The sequence below is a fragment of the uncultured Streptococcus sp. genome (assembly GCF_963516515.1).
In the GTDB taxonomy this organism is placed as follows: Bacteria; Bacillota; Bacilli; order Lactobacillales; family Streptococcaceae; genus Streptococcus.
In genome coordinates this window covers 19,918-35,654 of sequence record NZ_CAUQCJ010000011.1, presented here as the reverse complement: position 1 = coordinate 35,654, position 15,737 = coordinate 19,918, and the positions used below count along the sequence as shown (strand labels likewise).

Here is a 15,737-nt window from a genome sequence, read left to right as displayed (position 1 = left end):
ATTTTTATGGACATTTATATTAAGAAAGCTATTATCCATCAGTTCAGTCCGGATGATACCGAGCTGTTCTTAGCGGATAAGTTTCTCAATATCACTCCAAAAATCGAAGAATACCTACGCAAGAAAATTGAACGTGTGTATTCAGATGAAGCTAAGACTGGGATTTTCGAGGAAGAAAATCCCTTCTTCAATCACATCACAGACGATTTGTTGGAGACATCAGTAACACTAGCTAATCTCTGGAAAGAGGAGTTTAGTATTTCCGAAAATCTCAAGACCAATGACTTGATTTTTGTGCAATTTTCTAAAGAAGGTGTAGAACATTTCGCTTTCTTGAGAATTGCCCTGCGGGAGACCTTGACTCACCTCGGAGGAGAAGTTGATAATCCAATCAAGCTAACTCAGAATAACCTGCCTGGATTTGGAACGGGTGCTGATGAGGCCTTGGTGGTCAATCTTCAGAGTCGCAAGTACCATCTGATTGAAAAACGAATCAAGTACAACGGGGCTTTTTTGAACTATTTTTCAGAAAATCTTCTTGCCGTCGCCCCTAAGATTTCTCCTAAAAAATCTATCAAAGAACTAGAAAAAACAGCCCAGAGAATTGCTGAGACTTTTAACACAGATGATTTTCAATTTCAATCCAAGGTAAAATCAGCGATTTTCAATAACCTGGAAGAAAGCAATGAATTGTCGCCTGAGAAATTGGCCAATGACCTTTTTGACAATAACCTAACGGCTCGTTTAAGCTTTATTGACCAAGTCAAAGAAGCCGTACCAGAGCCTGTTCAATTTGATGAAATTGATGCCAGTCGCCAGCTTAAAAAATTTGAAAACCAAAAACTTTCCTTGTCAAATGGAATTGAGCTCATCGTTCCCAATAACGTCTATCAAGACGCCGAGTCTGTTGAGTTTATCCAAAATGACAATGGAACCTACTCTATCTTAATCAAAAATATCGAGGATATCCAAAGTAAATAATGTTTAAACGAATTCGAAGAGTGCTTGTACTAGCAGTCTTCCTTTTTGCTGGCTATAAAGCTTACCGCGTTCACCAAGATGTCAAACAAGTCATGACCTATCAACCCATGGTGCGAGAAATCTTGAGTGAAAAAGACACCCCAGCAAACGAAGAGCTTGTGCTCGCTATGATTTATACCGAAACAAAAGGAAAAGAAGGCGATGTTATGCAATCTAGTGAGTCTGCAAGTGGTTCAACCAATACCATCAATGATAACGCCTCTAGCATTCGGCAAGGCGTTCAAACTCTGACAGACAATCTCTATCTGGCCCAGAAGAAGGGGGTAGATGTCTGGACGGCTGTTCAAGCCTATAATTTTGGACCTGCCTATATCGATTTTATCGCCCAAAATGGCAAGGAAAATACCTTGGCTCTGGCCAAACAGTACTCTCGTGATACTGTTGCTCCCTTGCTTGGCAATACCACTGGAAAGACTTATAGTTATATTCACCCTATTTCCATTTTTCACGGTGCCGAACTCTATGTAAATGGAGGAAACTATTATTATTCTAGACAGGTGCAACTCAACCTATACATCATCAAATGTTTCACTCTCTTTTCAACATCTGGCTAGCCCAGGTGTTTTTGTTATAAGTTTTCTTTAAGATAGATATATTACTCTAGAAAGGTAAAGGAGGAAATTCCCTATGAGAAAGAAACTCTTTCTGACCAGTGCTGCGGTTTTGTGGGCAGTAACAGCTATGAATAGCGCCCATGCAGCAACAGATGTTCAAAAAGTTATCGATGAAACCTATGTTCAACCTGAATATGTCCTAGGTTCATCATTGTCAGAAGATCAAAAAAATCAAACCCTAAAAAAACTAGGCTACAATGCCTCAACAGACACCAAAGAACTCAAGACCATGACACCTGATGTCTATTCTAAGATTATGAATGTGGCCAATGACTCTAGTTTACAGTTGTATTCATCAGCCAAGATTCAAAAGCTAGGGGACAAATCGTCACTTGAGGTCAAGATTGAAACACCAGAAAACATTACTAAGGTGACTCAGGATATGTACCGCAATGCGGCCGTAACTTTGGGTGTGGAACACGCCAAAATCACTGTAGCAGCACCTATTCCCGTTACAGGAGAAAGTGCTTTAGCAGGGATTTATTATTCGCTAGAAGCTAATGGAGCCAAGGTGCCACAAGCCAATAAAGACTTGGCTCAAGAAGAGTTGAAGGCTTTGTCAGATATCAATGCTGAAAACAAGGACAAAACTGGCTATGATGCTAATAAATTAAATGTTGCCCTAGCCGACATCAAGTCAGGACTCGCCAAAGCTAAAGAAAGCAAGGGAAATCTGACAGAGGAAGATGTCCGTAAAATTGTTGAAGATACCTTGAAAAATTACAAACTCGATCAGGTTATAACAGGAAACCAGATCAATATCATCATTAATTTTGCTTTGAATCTCTCAAAGAGTGATATCCTCAGTAATGCAGACTTCACTAAAACCCTAAATGACCTTAAACAAAGTATCGTATCACAAGCTGGCGACAGTTTTAAAAATATCAACCTTAACTTTGATGCGGATAAGGCGCTAGCCGACGGAGGAAACTTCTTAAACTCTCTCTGGCAAGCCATTGTCAACTTCTTCAAGAGTTTTGGTTCTTAAGAAATTTCATGGTATAATAGATGGTAACCGTAACGTTGCCGTCTTTTTTGTCGGCCAATAGAAAGAGAAGAGAATGTTAAAGAAAAATGATATTGTAGAAGTTGAAATTGTTGATTTGACACATGAAGGGGCAGGAGTTGCCAAGGTGGATGGTTTGGTATTCTTTGTCGAGAATGCTTTACCGAGTGAAAAAATCCTCATGCGTATCCTCAAGGTTAATAAAAAGATTGGTTTTGGGAAAGTTGAAGAATACCTTGTCCAGTCACCACACCGTAATCAAGATCTAGATTTGGCTTACCTGCGTTCAGGAATCGCTGATTTAGGTCATCTTGCCTATCCAGAACAGCTCAAGTTTAAAACCAAGCAAGTCAAGGACAGTCTTTACAAGATTGCTGGAATTGCTGATGTAGAAGTTGCTGAAACTTTGGGTATGCAAAATCCAGTCAAGTACCGCAATAAGGCGCAGGTGCCTGTCCGTAGAGTGAATGGTATCTTGGAAACAGGATTTTTCCGTAAGAATTCGCATGACCTTATGCCTCTTGAAGATTTCTTTATCCAAGATCCTGTCATTGACAAGGTAGTGGTAGCCCTACGCGACTTGCTCCGTCGTTATGATTTGAAACCTTATGATGAAAAGGAACAAGCTGGCTTGATTCGGAATCTTGTGGTGCGTCGCGGACACTATTCAGGGCAAATCATGGTTATTTTGGTAACAACTCGTCCTAAAATTTTCCGAGTTGAGCAATTGCTTGAACAATTGCTCAAGCAGTTCCCAGAGATTGCGTCTGTTATGCAAAATATCAACGACCAAAATACTAATGCAATTTTTGGTAAGGAATGGCGCACCCTTTATGGACAAGACTTTATCACTGACCAGATGTTGGGAAATGACTACCAGATTGCTGGACCAGCATTTTACCAAGTTAATACTGAAATGGCTGAAAAACTTTATCAAACAGCCATTGACTTTGCGGAATTAAAAGAAGATGACGTGGTTATTGATGCCTATTCTGGTATCGGGACGATTGGCCTCTCTGTTGCGAAATACGTCAAGGAAGTTTATGGTGTCGAAGTGATTCCAGAAGCGGTTGAGAATAGCAAAAAGAATGCTCAGCTGAACAATATTTCAAATTCCAACTATGTCTGTGACACAGCTGAAAATGCCATGAAGAATTGGCTCAAGGAAGGAATTCAACCAACCGTTATCTTGGTTGATCCTCCACGCAAGGGCTTGAGCGATAGCTTTATCAAAGCAAGTGCTCAAACAGGAGCAGATCGCATTGCCTATATCTCTTGTAATGTCGCAACCATGGCGCGTGATATCAAACTCTACCGAGAATTGGGATATGAATTGAAGAAAGTTCAGCCGGTGGATTTGTTTCCTCAAACGCATCACGTGGAGTGTGTAGTGTTGCTACAACGAACAAGATGGTGAAAATCCTTGATTTTAAGCTATTTTACAAGCATTTTGTATTTGTAGATAAAGGCAATTTTGACGTCAAAAAAATCCTAAAAAGGTACATATATGTAAATGTATTTGTAGATGTCGTTTGCGTATCGGAAAAATGAATACAACAATAAATATTTATCTAATGAGAGAACAATTGAATTTTGTTCTCCTTTTTTATTTTCAGGAGGAAAAATGAATGGCGTAAAATTATAGTAAATAACAAGAAACTTGACATTATGAGTTTAATACATTATAATACAATTACATACCATTGGTATGATAGAAAGGGACTAAAATGGCAAGGAATAGAAATCCGGAAGAAACAAGAAAGAAAATATTAGAAGTTTCGAAATATTTATTTTTAGAAAAAGGATTTGATAATACCTCAATACAAGATATAATTGATGGGTTAGGTGGGTTGACAAAAGGTGTTATTTATCATCATTTTGAGTCTAAAGATGAAATATTGCAATCAATCCTTAGCGAAAATAATCAAGAAATTCTAAATTATACTTGGAGAGGAGAAACAGGATTAGAAAAAATACAAAATTCTTTAATGGATGCTTTCTCTAATTTTGAGCAACAAAGGCTTGTATACTCAGCTTCAATTAAGCTAAGAAGTCCACGTTTGTTAGGAGAGCAATATCTAAGTTTATTTTCTGATTTTTTACCAGGGATTAGAGAAAAAGTTTTCGAAGGTGTTAAAGATAAATCAATTAAAACAGAATATCCTGAAGAGCTAGCTGATTTGATTGTTTTAACTTTGAATATTTGGATTGGGTTCCAAATTTCTATTTATTCAGTAGAAGAATTAAAACGTAAAATGAAGTTCATTAAACTAACTTTTGAAGGTTTGGGAGTGCAGTTGATTACTGATGAAATGTTGGAAGTAATTTTCCAATTATTTGATCACTTAAAAGGTGTCAAATAAATTTTAAGTATTGATATTTTAGAAATACCATACTATAGATATGGTATTAAAAATTCCATTATACATACCATTAGTATGTTTATTTTTAAAATTTTAACATACCAGAAGTATGTAAGATGCTTTTTGAATAGTGTAATTAATATTAACAAAATTTTTTGGAGGAAAAATCTATGTTGTCGCTTATTAAAATTGAATTAAATAAAGTTTCAAAATCAAAATTATTTTTTGCTTGGTTGGGTACTATATTGATAATATTAGGTATTACAGGAATCATAATCATGGGATTAGGTACTGATAATAAACTGGAAGATTTTGTTGGACAGAGTGCCAATAATATTAAAATTACTGATAAATGGGGAAGTTGGGCAATTGCAACATCATTGTTTGCATCTTTATTTACTAAAGCAGCATTTTTGATTTTTGAATCTTATTTATTGTCTACGATTATTATTGATGAATTTAAACGCAGAACAATTTTTCAGCTGTTTTCATACCCTGTTTCTAAAATAAAGTTACTATGGGGAAAAGTGCTTACAGTAATTCTGATATCATTTATTGCTCATTTTACTGCACATTTAGTGATTCAATTATTAATAAAATTAGTTGCAGTTTTAACTGAATCAAATTATATCCCAGTAGCTAATCAAATGATTAACTTAGCTAAAATTACGTTTGGAACGGTATTAATCGGAATACTACCTTTTGTTTTAGGCATGATTAGGCATTCAATAGCTATAACTATGCTTTCAGGACTTGGTTTAGCAGCGTTACTTTCGAATGTAAGTCCAGGCAGTTTAACCAATAATTTTGTTGATAACTTATTCTTCTTAATATTTGCTAGTTTCATAAGTTTAATAATTGTTTCATTTTTAATTTATACTATTTCAAGAAAAGATATTAATATCAAGTAGTATAGCTAAATTTAATGGAAGGAAAGTAATAATTTCTTGATGATTACTTTAAAAGAAGAGCCGTATAAATTGGTATTTACACTCCTGAAGAAAAAATTTTTCATTTAAAACTGGATATAGAAAGAGAGATAGAAATGAGAAATATTGTTGAAATAAAAGAACTTTTTAAAACTATTGCTAAGGAAGAAATTTTAAGTGGTATTAACTTACAAATTCCTGAAGGAGAAATCTATGGATTTTTAGGACCAAATGGCGCAGGGAAAACAACTTTAATGAAATGCATGTTATCCTTATCAACTGTTACATCTGGTAGTATTGAAATCTTTGGAAAAAATTTACAAGATCACAGAGAGGAGATTCTAAGTCAGATTGGAAGTGTTATTGAAACACCAATTTTTTATGAAAATTGTACTGCAAAAGAAATTTTGGAAATTCACGCGCAATATATGAAGAAAAATATTACCGAATCAGATATAATAAGAGCCTTAAGGATGGTCGGATTAAAAAATACGACTAAAAAAGTAAAAGAGTTTTCGTTAGGAATGAGACAGAGACTTGGTTTAGCTCGGGCTTTCCTAACAAAACCTAAATTGTTAATTTTAGATGAACCAATCAATGGTTTAGATCCAATAGGAATTCAAGAAATTCGGAATCTTTTGTTGTCTCTTTCTAAGGAATGTGGTGTTACAATATTCATCTCAAGTCATATTTTATCGGAAATTTCACAGATAGCAGATAAGATTGGTGTTATCAAAAATGGACAAATGCTAGAACAGGTCTCTATGAAAGAGATTAGGAGAGAGAATATTGACCTAGAAGAATATTTTATGTCACATTTTCTAAATGAAATTTAAGAATTACGAGGTAGATTAGGAATGAAACAATTGACAAAGTACCATAAGAAGTCTTTTTATACTTTCATGATTTTTAATATATTAGTTCCTTTAACTAATATTGCTTTTGCTTATTCTATTAAAATTATAATTGATAGTGGAATGTCCCAAAATAGGGAAGATCTAACCCAAGCGATACTAATAGGTGCTATCGTAATATTTATCTATGCCAGTCTTAATTTTATATCCCTTCGATTAAGAAATAAACTTGTTAGGCAGATTATGTCAAGATACAAAAATAAGGTGTTTAAATCTATTTTAGATAGGGATTATAGAGAATTTTCTAAGGAAAAATCAGGGAAATTTATTTCAATATTAACTGAGAACATGAAGAAAATTGAGCAGGATTATTTGCACCAGTATTTTAATATTTCAAAAAATATTTCCTTAATGATTTTCTCACTAGTAGCCATGTTTATAGGCAATTGGTTTTTGACCTTATTAGTTATCATTGCTAGCATTATTCCTATGATGATTTCAGGATTTATTGGACAAAAATCAGCCTCTCTACAAAATAGTTCTATGATAGCCGATCAGAAATATTTAGCTAAGGTTAAAGATATTTTAGCAGGGTTTCTAGTTATAAAAAGTTTTAATGTGAAAGAGGCTATCCGTCAAGATTACAAAAACGAAAGCGAAAAATTGGATGAGATATGTTTCATAAAAGGGAAATTTGATGTTTTATCTAATGTTATTTCTCAACTTTCAGGGATGATTGTTTTTTTAGTAGCCTTTGGTGGAGGAATGTATCTGGTCTTCGGTGGGCATACCACAATTGGGAGTGTTACAGCTATTGTTCAACTAGTCAATTTTGTAGTAATGCCACTAAATGAAATTGGTATGGGAATGAGTAAATTCCGCGAAGGTCAGGCTACACTGAATTCATTTGAGGTAAAAGATGTAATCGAACTTCAAACTGGTAAAACGAAAGAATATTTTGATGATGTCATTTCTTTTTCAAATGTAGATTTTTCCTACCCTAATGCTGAGGAAAAGATTTTTAATAATTTATCTTTACAGATCAAAAAGGGGGAAAAAATTGCAATAGTAGGTATGTCAGGTAGTGGAAAATCAACTTTACTCAATCTATTACTGCGTTTCTATGATGTAACAAGTGGGTATATCTCAATTGATAATCAAGATTTGCAAGCTATTTCAGCAGAGAGCCTTTATAACTTAATGACTATTGTTCAGCAAGATGTTTATATCTTTGATGATACTTTAAAAGCAAATATTACCCTTAGTCAATCCTTTACTGAAGATGATATAAAAAAAGCTATACAGCAGTCTGGCTTAGAAAGTTATATTTTAGAAAATGAATCTGGTCTACAAGCTTTATGTGGAGAGAATGGATCAAATCTATCTGGGGGAGAAAGACAGAGACTTAATATTGCGCGTGCTTTAATTCGAAAAACACCAATCTTATTATTAGATGAGGCTACCTCGTCTTTAGATAATAAAGTTACTACTGAAATTGAAAATTCAATTTTAGAAATTCAGGATTTGACGGTTCTTGTTGTTACGCATAAGTTAAATAAGAGCATGTTGAAGAAATACAATAGAATTCTTTTTATGAAAAATGGAGTTATTGTTGAAGATGGTTCTTTTGATAACTTGATGGATAGGAAAGGTGAATTTTATAAATTGGTTGAGTTGAGTGTGTAATTCTCTTTCGTTTTATAGTATAATTCTATAAAACACTCTATTACTTTCGTTTTATAATATAGATGTTGACTCGCACCACATGTTGAGGCAGTATCACTGCTTGTACGAGCTGAGGCATCAGAGAAGTAGAAGTAAATGATCTCCCATACGGTAGGACTCGTAGAATGAGGAGGGAAACCGACGAAATGATACGGAAAGTCCGAACCGCTGAGTTCGTGGCTCTGCTCTTCCGATCTGAGACAGCGAAAAGTAGAAGGAGATGGTATTGGTATCAATCAATGAGTAACAAAGTAACAGCGTGATTCGAAAAACTTGCTTGTAATTTGCGGAGGAACATCAATATGGATGGAATAACAAAAGATTCTATAAAAACGGCTAAACTAATGAAACAATTATGGCCCCAATTGACCGATAAAGAAGCTTTTGATGAAGTAAAAAGATATATGAATGGCAAAAATACTGCAATCTTTACTGAAGTTGAAGGTGACACAATTGTAGGTCTAGCATTATGTTCACTCGGATTTGATTATGTTGAAGGTTGTAAATATAGTCCTGTTGGATTCTTAGAAGGGATTATTGTCGACGAGGAATATCGTTTAAAGGATATTGCTAAAAATCTCTGTACAAAATGTGAGGAATGGGCGAAAAATAAAGGATGTAAGGAATTTGCAAGTGACTGTACTTTAACGAATACGGATTCTATAAGATTTCATCTCAATATTGGATTTCAGGAGGCAAATAGAATTATTCATTTTAAGAAAAAATTATAATTTCATAAAGTGGCCAACATTTATGTATCTTTAGAAAGTGTGAAAGATTGGACGAACAAATTTTTTTGATGGGTGGAAATCCGCCGATTAAGAACCATACGATTGTTAATAAAATTGTGTCATCAAGGAAGATCGAAAGAATTGTCATTTTTACAGTTTATCGAGAAAATTGGGAACCGTACATGAAAAAGTACACAGAAGTTTTCCGAAGCCATTTTTCTAACCTAAACACTGATTACTTACTCTTGGATACTGAGCAGATTAATTTTGATAGCTATCTAGATGCTGATCTAATTATTATCGGTGGTGGAAATACGGAAAAGTATTTAGCTACTTACGTCAACCAGCAGTTCAAAAATTATATCGATCGTATGCTGAATAAAGGGGCAAAAGTTATAGGGTTTTCTGCAGGAGCCCTATTATTAGGAAAAAAAGTCTATGTCTCACCTAATGATAATTCAGATCATCAAATAAAGATAAAAAATGGATTAGGAGTCTTTAGTCAGTTTTTAATTAGTGTCCATTATGATTCATGGAATGATAAAGCTAATAAGGAGAGAGCTGAAGAACTCGTTAATGTTCCCATAATTCCACTAAATGATCATTCCTGTCTTGTATTGGATAAACTTGGAAACATCACAGAGAAAATTGACTAGTTTTAATCATGCGAATCTGAATCTACGAAACTAAAGTATTGACGAAATGAATAATGAAAAGCCTTGATTGTAAGGCTTTTTTTGTTTTTATGATAGAATATAGGTAGTTATAATCGAGAGCAACTAAGAAGCAGTAAAAAAATATTATACGTAGAATAATCAAGATTAGGAAGATAAAATGACAGAAATTGACAAAAAAGAATTTAAAAAATTATCTTTATTTTACATTTTGGAATTACTTATATAGCTTGGGGGATTCTTGCCATATTTACTCAATCTCATATTTTGGGATTAGAAACATTTATAGGGAGAATGTTACATATAGTAGGTGCACTTGGTCCAGCTATTGCAAGTGGCTTTTATTTGAAAAGGAATAATATAAAATTTAAACATTTTTTATTTACTAAAAAAATAGTATCCTTTATTCAATGCTTCTTAAACGGACAGGAATGTCTTTTAAGAATAACTGGATAGACAGGGAAGGCAGAGTATTTATCTATTTTACTGTTGAAGAAATTATGAGAAGAAGAAATATCTCAAAGCCGATAGCTATAAAAACATTTGATGAACTCGATATGAAAAAAGGAATCGGACTGATTGAAAGAGTAAGGCTTGTCTGCCTTTCTAATCTTGAGAATCTTAATGCGGTATTTATAAATGAAGGCATGAGCCAATCTGAAAGATTGGAAAAATTAAATGCAATAGCTATTGAACAAATGAAGATACTATCTGAAAGTGAATCAATTAAAAATTGAAATAGAGTAATAATATTTGGTATATAGCGAAGGTGATTAGAGTAAAATCTAACCGCCTTTTTTGTTTGAAAAAAGAAGGAAGAAAAAATGCGAATAAATGATTTTCATAGCATTTTGGAGCTAATAAAACAAGATGTTTTGTATAATGAAGCAGAATATCTAAAGTTCCTAAAAGTTGTCGGAAACAATCAAAGGTATTATTTTAGAAGTCAATTAAGTATATATGATAAAAATCCTGAAGCAACAGCCTGTGCCAAGTTCGACTACTGGGGGAACGCTTTAATCGAACGGTTATGCGAGGGCAGAAAGGGATACCAATTTTAGAGGATTACGGCACATATAAAAAGGTGGACTATATCTTTAATATAAGCCAGACAGTTTCAAAAAACAGGCATTGCGTATACGAATACACCGGATGAAAGGCATGGGATTCAGTACGAACTGAATTTAGAAGCTAAAACATGGACACAGTATATTGATGATACTCCAATCAAAACAGAGAGCTTCGACTATGAAAACAAGGGAGAAAACGAAGCTCTAAGGAATATGAAAAATGAAATAGAGATATCCTCTTTTGAAGATTTAGTCTATGTGGATTCCGAGGACTTAAAGGCAGCTCTCGGACTGGACATTGATGATGAGGGAAACTTCTATAATCCGCTTGCAAAAGACTTAGATAATGATGGAATTGCTGACAGATATGACAATGATTTTAGGGACAGCGACTATTTTGAGTCAACCTTTGATGTGGAGGATAATGTTCATAGTAAAGGAGAAACTACACAAAAATCAGAGGACAAGCCGTCTATTTTAGGTCAGATAAGAGCCTATCAAAATGAAAGCAAAACAGGAGAAAAACAAACAACGAAAGAACAGGAATATGCAATATAAGGGGGCGAAAGCCCCTTTTACTATGAAAGGAGAATACAAAACAATAAGAGATAAAATTGAAGATATGGTAAATGATAACCATAAAGACTTTGTTAAGGCAATTATCAGCATGGAAAAAGGCATTAACGATGAAAGTGCTTTAGACAACCTCTATGACGCTTATATGGACAATGACAGCCTTAATTTGCTACATGAGGAATTTGACTATATGATTGAGGATTTAAGAGAACAGGGACAGATAAAAGACTTACCTTATGCTCAAGAAGAAAAGGATAATCTTATCAATATTGTCGGAAATATTATTGGGGAGGTCGATGTAGTTGAAAGGGAAAATAAGAACGGAAAAGCCTTTAAGGTAGCAAATTTCTCTGTGGTATCTAAAGATGATGAGGGTAATAAGGTATATCATAATTGCTCTGCCTATGGAGAAAAAAGTGATATTCCAAAGGACTTTAAGCAGGAATATTTTGTTAAGCTCTTTGGACAAATAAGAACTTCAATTGATGATAACGGGAAAGAGCATAGCAATATCAGGATACTTTCTTCAAAGCTATTAAAGACAAAAGAGCAGATGAAAGGTAAAGAAGAAAAGAATGATTCTGTACTTGGAGCTATCAAAAAATATCAGGCTGAAGAAAAGGAAAAACCTAAAGAAAAGAAAGAAGCTGAAAGATAAATCTATGGTCGGTGTGGTCTTAGGACTGCACCGGCTCTTTTTTATTCATGAATGATTACTAATATAACCTATAATATAGAAAATTAAAATTTATGATATTTGTCCCAAACGTATAGAAACGTGTCCCGATTTGTGGTATAATAAAGAAAATAGGAGGTATGGCAATATGAAAAAACAAAATGTTTTAAATTTAATAAAATACCATGTGGAAAGGAATGAAAATTCCTTTAGAAATGAGGCGATAGCAATAGCAAGATATTTTGATAGCATAGGAGATTATCAGTTATCTGAATATATTATGGGGTTAATGTCCGAAGCAAATTTATATTCACCACAAAGTAGTGATTTTGAAAGTGAGTTTTTAAAACAAGTAGAAATAAGAAATTTAGAGGCTTTAAATTTACCACTTGAAATAACAGAAGACATAAAAGGTATTATTAACGCTGTAAACCATAATGTTGGTATTAATAAATTTTTATTTGAAGGATTACCGGGAAGTGGAAAAACAGAAGCAGCCAAAAATGTTGCAAGATTATTGGATAGATCTCTTTTTAGGGTGGATTTTGAAAACTTGATAGATAGCAAGTTGGGACAGACTAATAAAAACATAATAAAAGTATTTAGAGAAATAAATATGCTTCCAAATGCAAATAAGGTTGTGGTTTTATTTGATGAAATTGATGTTATTGCTTTGGATAGAATTAATTCTAATGATATTAGAGAGATGGGAAGAGTAACATCTACAATTTTAAGAGAATTGGATAGATTGACAGACCTTAATAAAGAGATTGTACTTATTGCAACAACTAATCTATATTCAAATTTTGATAAAGCATTAATTAGGAGATTTGATGCTGTTATTAATTTCAATAGGTATAGTGATGAGGATTTAATAGAAGTTGCTGAATATTATTTTTCTTCATTTATCAAGAATTTTAAAGGAATATCAAAGGATACAAGATTATTTAAAAAAATATTAAAGACAGCAAAGAAAATACCTTATCCCGGGGAATTAAAAAACATTATAAAAACATCACTTGCATTTAGCGATGTTGGTTCTGAGTATGATTATTTGAAAAGATTATACAATAGTTTGATAGGGAGTTTGGATCAAAAGGATATAAACCAACTTCATGAAGAAGGATTTACTGTAAGAGAAATAGAAAAATTAAAAGGTGAGTCTAAAAGTGCAGTATCAAGAAAGTTAAAGAGGGAGGGAGGAAGTAGATAGTGAATAATGTCGTGGAATTAAAAGGGAAACGCTTTGTGCAAGCCAGTAAAAATGGTATGCGTGGAGGCATAGCCATGAATGGGAAAGTGGAAGTCAGTACAGAGCATTTATTAAGATTAAGATCTCAGCTAATTCAGATTAAAGAATTCTGGGATAAAGAAACAAAGCCGTTTGAAGGTATTTTGGTTAGTGTTTATTATAATAAGATTGCTGCAAAAAGTAACCGGATTTCTGGACTTTTTAAAGGAACGGCTTCTAATGATGCAATTGTTGGAGCAAAATTTAATAGAGATAAGAGTAAACATATTATCACATATTTTCTTGACGAGTATGACTTGACTAAAAGCATAGAGTTGATTACAGATACTTCCAATATATTATCTCAAAAATTTGCAGGGAAGATTAACAAAAACATGTTTGAAGATAAAAATATTATTAATTCGGCAGTTTTTAAAGAACTTTCTGTAAGTATGTCTACATTCAAACAAGTGATTGCAGATGCATCATATATTGATTCCTTTGAAGTAGAGTTACCTACAATGGATGTAAAGCAGAGTATTATAACTTTGTACGATGTAAGAAAAGATACAAAATTATTATTTGAAAGATTAGGGATAGATATTTTAAGTAGCAGAATTTTAGATAATCAAACGGTTTACTTAGATGAAAATCAGGTAGAAGTACTTTTTGAAAAAGCACCCTATCTTGTTTCAATGGCAACAGTTGATTTGTCAAGTTTATCACCCGATGATTTTATCAATGAGTATCAAACAAAAATGGTAACTATACCATCCCCAACTATTGAACCGACGATTGGAGTGATAGATACCTTATTCGATGAAAGTGTTTATTTTAGTGATTGGGTTGAATATCATGATATGGTTTCAGAAGATATACCAAAAAATCCAAAAGATTATAATCATGGGACAGCAGTATCTTCTATTATTGTTGATGGAGCAAGATTAAATCCTTGGTTGGATGATGGCTGCGGAAGGTTTAAAGTTAGGCATTTTGGAGTAGCGGTAGGTGCTGAATATTCTTCATTTTCAATAATAAAGAAAATAAAGAGTATTGTGGTAAATAATTCAAATATAAAAGTCTGGAATATTTCACTTGGCAGTAATCAGGAAATTAATGACAACTTTATTTCTGCTGAAGCTGCAACATTAGATAGAATTCAGTTTGAAAACAATGTAATATTTGTTGTGGCAGGGACAAATAAACCGAGTGCAGATATAGTAAAAATAGGATCTCCGGCGGATTCTGTTAATAGCATAGTTGTAAATTCAGTTAGTAAGAATGGTCTGTCTACTAAATATGCTCGTAAAGGATTAGTATTATCTTTCTTTGCAAAGCCTGATGTGAGCTATTATGGTGGCAGTGAAGAAGAGTACATTAGGGTTTGTGAACCTTTAGGGGCTGCGAGTGTTGCCGGAACTTCTTATGCTGCACCTTGGATTGCGAGAAAATTATCTTATTTAATTGATGTGTTAGGACTTAATAGAGAAGTTGCAAAAGCCATGATTATTGATGCTGCAAGAGGTTGGGATGAAAAACCGACTCCTGAGGAAGTTGCTTTATATGGGCATGGAGTTGTACCAATTCATATAAACGATATTATTCAAACAAAAGATGATGAAATTAAATTTGTGGTATCAGACATTAGCGAAAAATGGAATACTTATAACTACGATTTTCCAGTTCCTCTAAAAGATAATAAGTATCCATATATTGCGAAGGCTACGATGTGTTATTTTCCATTGTGTGATAGATTGCAAGGTGTTGATTATACAAATACGGAATTGAATTTACATTTTGGGCGAATAGGGGATGATAAAAAAATTAAGGATATTAAGGGAGATAAACAGAATACAGAAGACACCTTAGAGGGAGAAAAAAATTATCTTTTGGAAGGTGAAGCCAGAAAGCAGTTTAGAAAATGGGACAATGTAAAGTATATTGCAGAGAGTGCTACAAAAAGAATGATACCAAAAGACTCTTATAGAAATAAGAATTGGGGCATGGAAATAAAAACAAATAACCGATTAGCTCCTCAAGATGGTGTAGGAGTTAGATTTGGTGTTGTTGTAACACTCAAAGAAATGAATGGAGTTAATAGAATTGATGAATTTATCAGAAGTTGTACACTAAATGGTTGGCTGGTAAATGTAATCGATGTTGTTAATAGAGTAGATATTCACCAAAAAGTTAATGAAGAGATTGAGTTTGAATAGATGTTAAATGACGGTATCAAAGGAGGATTAG

The 15,737-nt window shown here is 33.6% G+C and carries 13 protein-coding genes and 4 pseudogenes; all 17 read left to right on the top strand.

The window, feature by feature from the left end; all coding sequences use genetic code 11:
• The first annotated feature begins 6 nt into the window (after window positions 1–6).
• The 17 genes and pseudogenes from RYL77_RS03740 to RYL77_RS03665 all read left to right on the top strand — a co-directional run bounded on the left by RYL77_RS03740 (window position 7) and on the right by RYL77_RS03665 (window position 15,706).
• On the top strand, window positions 7–981 hold the full coding sequence (locus RYL77_RS03740) for a nucleoid-associated protein (RefSeq protein ID WP_180374901.1): 975 nt from the start codon (window positions 7–9) through the stop codon (window positions 979–981).
• Window positions 981–1,595: a cell wall hydrolase Pmp23 gene (gene pmp23, locus RYL77_RS03735; RefSeq protein ID WP_023940692.1), complete on the top strand. Its 615-nt coding sequence runs from the start codon at window positions 981–983 to the stop codon at window positions 1,593–1,595. Before RYL77_RS03740 ends, pmp23 begins: the two co-directional genes overlap by 1 nt.
• A 73-nt stretch (window positions 1,596–1,668) precedes the next feature.
• Window positions 1,669–2,643, top strand: coding sequence for a DUF1002 domain-containing protein (locus tag RYL77_RS03730; RefSeq protein ID WP_315009958.1), 975 nt, complete (start codon window positions 1,669–1,671; stop codon window positions 2,641–2,643).
• 73 nt (window positions 2,644–2,716) lie between these two features.
• Window positions 2,717–4,078 carry a 23S rRNA (uracil(1939)-C(5))-methyltransferase RlmD gene (gene rlmD, locus RYL77_RS03725; protein ID WP_315009956.1) on the top strand — a complete coding sequence of 454 codons (1,362 nt, stop codon included), beginning with the start codon at window positions 2,717–2,719 and terminating at the stop codon, window positions 4,076–4,078.
• Window positions 4,079–4,388: 310 nt separating this feature from the next.
• Window positions 4,389–5,024: a TetR/AcrR family transcriptional regulator gene (locus RYL77_RS03720; protein WP_315009954.1), complete on the top strand. Its 636-nt coding sequence runs from the start codon at window positions 4,389–4,391 to the stop codon at window positions 5,022–5,024.
• Between the two features lie 170 nt (window positions 5,025–5,194).
• Window positions 5,195–5,935, top strand: a complete 741-nt coding sequence (locus tag RYL77_RS03715) for an ABC transporter permease (RefSeq protein ID WP_315009952.1) — start codon at window positions 5,195–5,197, stop codon at window positions 5,933–5,935.
• Between the two features lie 134 nt (window positions 5,936–6,069).
• Complete coding sequence (locus RYL77_RS03710; RefSeq protein WP_315009951.1) at window positions 6,070–6,789, top strand: ATP-binding cassette domain-containing protein; 720 nt, start codon at window positions 6,070–6,072, stop codon at window positions 6,787–6,789.
• 21 nt (window positions 6,790–6,810) lie between these two features.
• Window positions 6,811–8,493: an ABC transporter ATP-binding protein gene (locus RYL77_RS03705; RefSeq protein WP_315009950.1), complete on the top strand. Its 1,683-nt coding sequence runs from the start codon at window positions 6,811–6,813 to the stop codon at window positions 8,491–8,493.
• A 341-nt stretch (window positions 8,494–8,834) separates the two neighbouring features.
• Window positions 8,835–9,263: an aminoglycoside 6'-N-acetyltransferase gene (gene aac(6'), locus RYL77_RS03700; RefSeq protein WP_315009949.1), complete on the top strand. Its 429-nt coding sequence runs from the start codon at window positions 8,835–8,837 to the stop codon at window positions 9,261–9,263.
• 47 nt (window positions 9,264–9,310) lie between these two features.
• On the top strand, window positions 9,311–9,919 hold the full coding sequence (locus RYL77_RS03695; RefSeq protein ID WP_315009948.1) for a Type 1 glutamine amidotransferase-like domain-containing protein: 609 nt from the start codon (window positions 9,311–9,313) through the stop codon (window positions 9,917–9,919).
• A gap of 178 nt (window positions 9,920–10,097) precedes the next feature.
• Window positions 10,098–10,330, top strand: a pseudogene (locus tag RYL77_RS03690) (CPBP family intramembrane glutamate endopeptidase); the annotation flags it as partial.
• A 5-nt stretch (window positions 10,331–10,335) separates the two neighbouring features.
• Window positions 10,336–10,590, top strand: a pseudogene (locus tag RYL77_RS03685) (replication initiator protein A); the annotation flags it as partial.
• Between the two features lie 171 nt (window positions 10,591–10,761).
• Window positions 10,762–11,066 (top strand): annotated as a pseudogene (locus tag RYL77_RS08965) (hypothetical protein); the annotation flags it as partial.
• Window positions 11,065–11,565: pseudogene (locus RYL77_RS03680) on the top strand (helicase); the annotation flags it as partial. The pseudogenes RYL77_RS08965 and RYL77_RS03680, both read left to right, overlap by 2 nt.
• Before the next feature lie 22 nt (window positions 11,566–11,587).
• On the top strand, window positions 11,588–12,241 hold the full coding sequence (locus RYL77_RS03675; protein ID WP_315009986.1) for a DNA-binding protein: 654 nt from the start codon (window positions 11,588–11,590) through the stop codon (window positions 12,239–12,241).
• A 166-nt stretch (window positions 12,242–12,407) separates the two neighbouring features.
• On the top strand, window positions 12,408–13,472 hold the full coding sequence (locus RYL77_RS03670; protein ID WP_315009947.1) for an AAA family ATPase: 1,065 nt from the start codon (window positions 12,408–12,410) through the stop codon (window positions 13,470–13,472).
• A complete protein-coding gene (locus RYL77_RS03665) occupies window positions 13,472–15,706 on the top strand; it encodes a S8 family peptidase (RefSeq protein WP_315009945.1) in 2,235 nt (744 codons plus the stop codon). The genes RYL77_RS03670 and RYL77_RS03665 overlap by 1 nt, the downstream gene beginning before the upstream one ends.
• Window positions 15,707–15,737: the final 31 nt, after the last annotated feature.

Bases quoted from the DNA above. Each gene is read 5' to 3' on its own strand.
- RYL77_RS03720 (WP_315009954.1), top strand. From the start codon at position 4,389: ATGGCAAGGAATAGAAATCCGGAAGAAACAAGAAAGAAAATATTAGAA.
- RYL77_RS03675 (WP_315009986.1), top strand. From the start codon at position 11,588: ATGAAAGGAGAATACAAAACAATAAGAGATAAAATTGAAGATATGGTA.
- RYL77_RS03670 (WP_315009947.1), top strand. From the start codon at position 12,408: ATGAAAAAACAAAATGTTTTAAATTTAATAAAATACCATGTGGAAAGG.
- RYL77_RS03705 (WP_315009950.1), top strand. From the start codon at position 6,811: ATGAAACAATTGACAAAGTACCATAAGAAGTCTTTTTATACTTTCATG.
- RYL77_RS03730 (WP_315009958.1), top strand. From the start codon at position 1,669: ATGAGAAAGAAACTCTTTCTGACCAGTGCTGCGGTTTTGTGGGCAGTA.
- pmp23 (WP_023940692.1), top strand. From the start codon at position 981: ATGTTTAAACGAATTCGAAGAGTGCTTGTACTAGCAGTCTTCCTTTTT.
- rlmD (WP_315009956.1), top strand. From the start codon at position 2,717: ATGTTAAAGAAAAATGATATTGTAGAAGTTGAAATTGTTGATTTGACA.
- RYL77_RS03715 (WP_315009952.1), top strand. From the start codon at position 5,195: ATGTTGTCGCTTATTAAAATTGAATTAAATAAAGTTTCAAAATCAAAA.
- RYL77_RS03710 (WP_315009951.1), top strand. From the start codon at position 6,070: ATGAGAAATATTGTTGAAATAAAAGAACTTTTTAAAACTATTGCTAAG.
- RYL77_RS03740 (WP_180374901.1), top strand. From the start codon at position 7: ATGGACATTTATATTAAGAAAGCTATTATCCATCAGTTCAGTCCGGAT.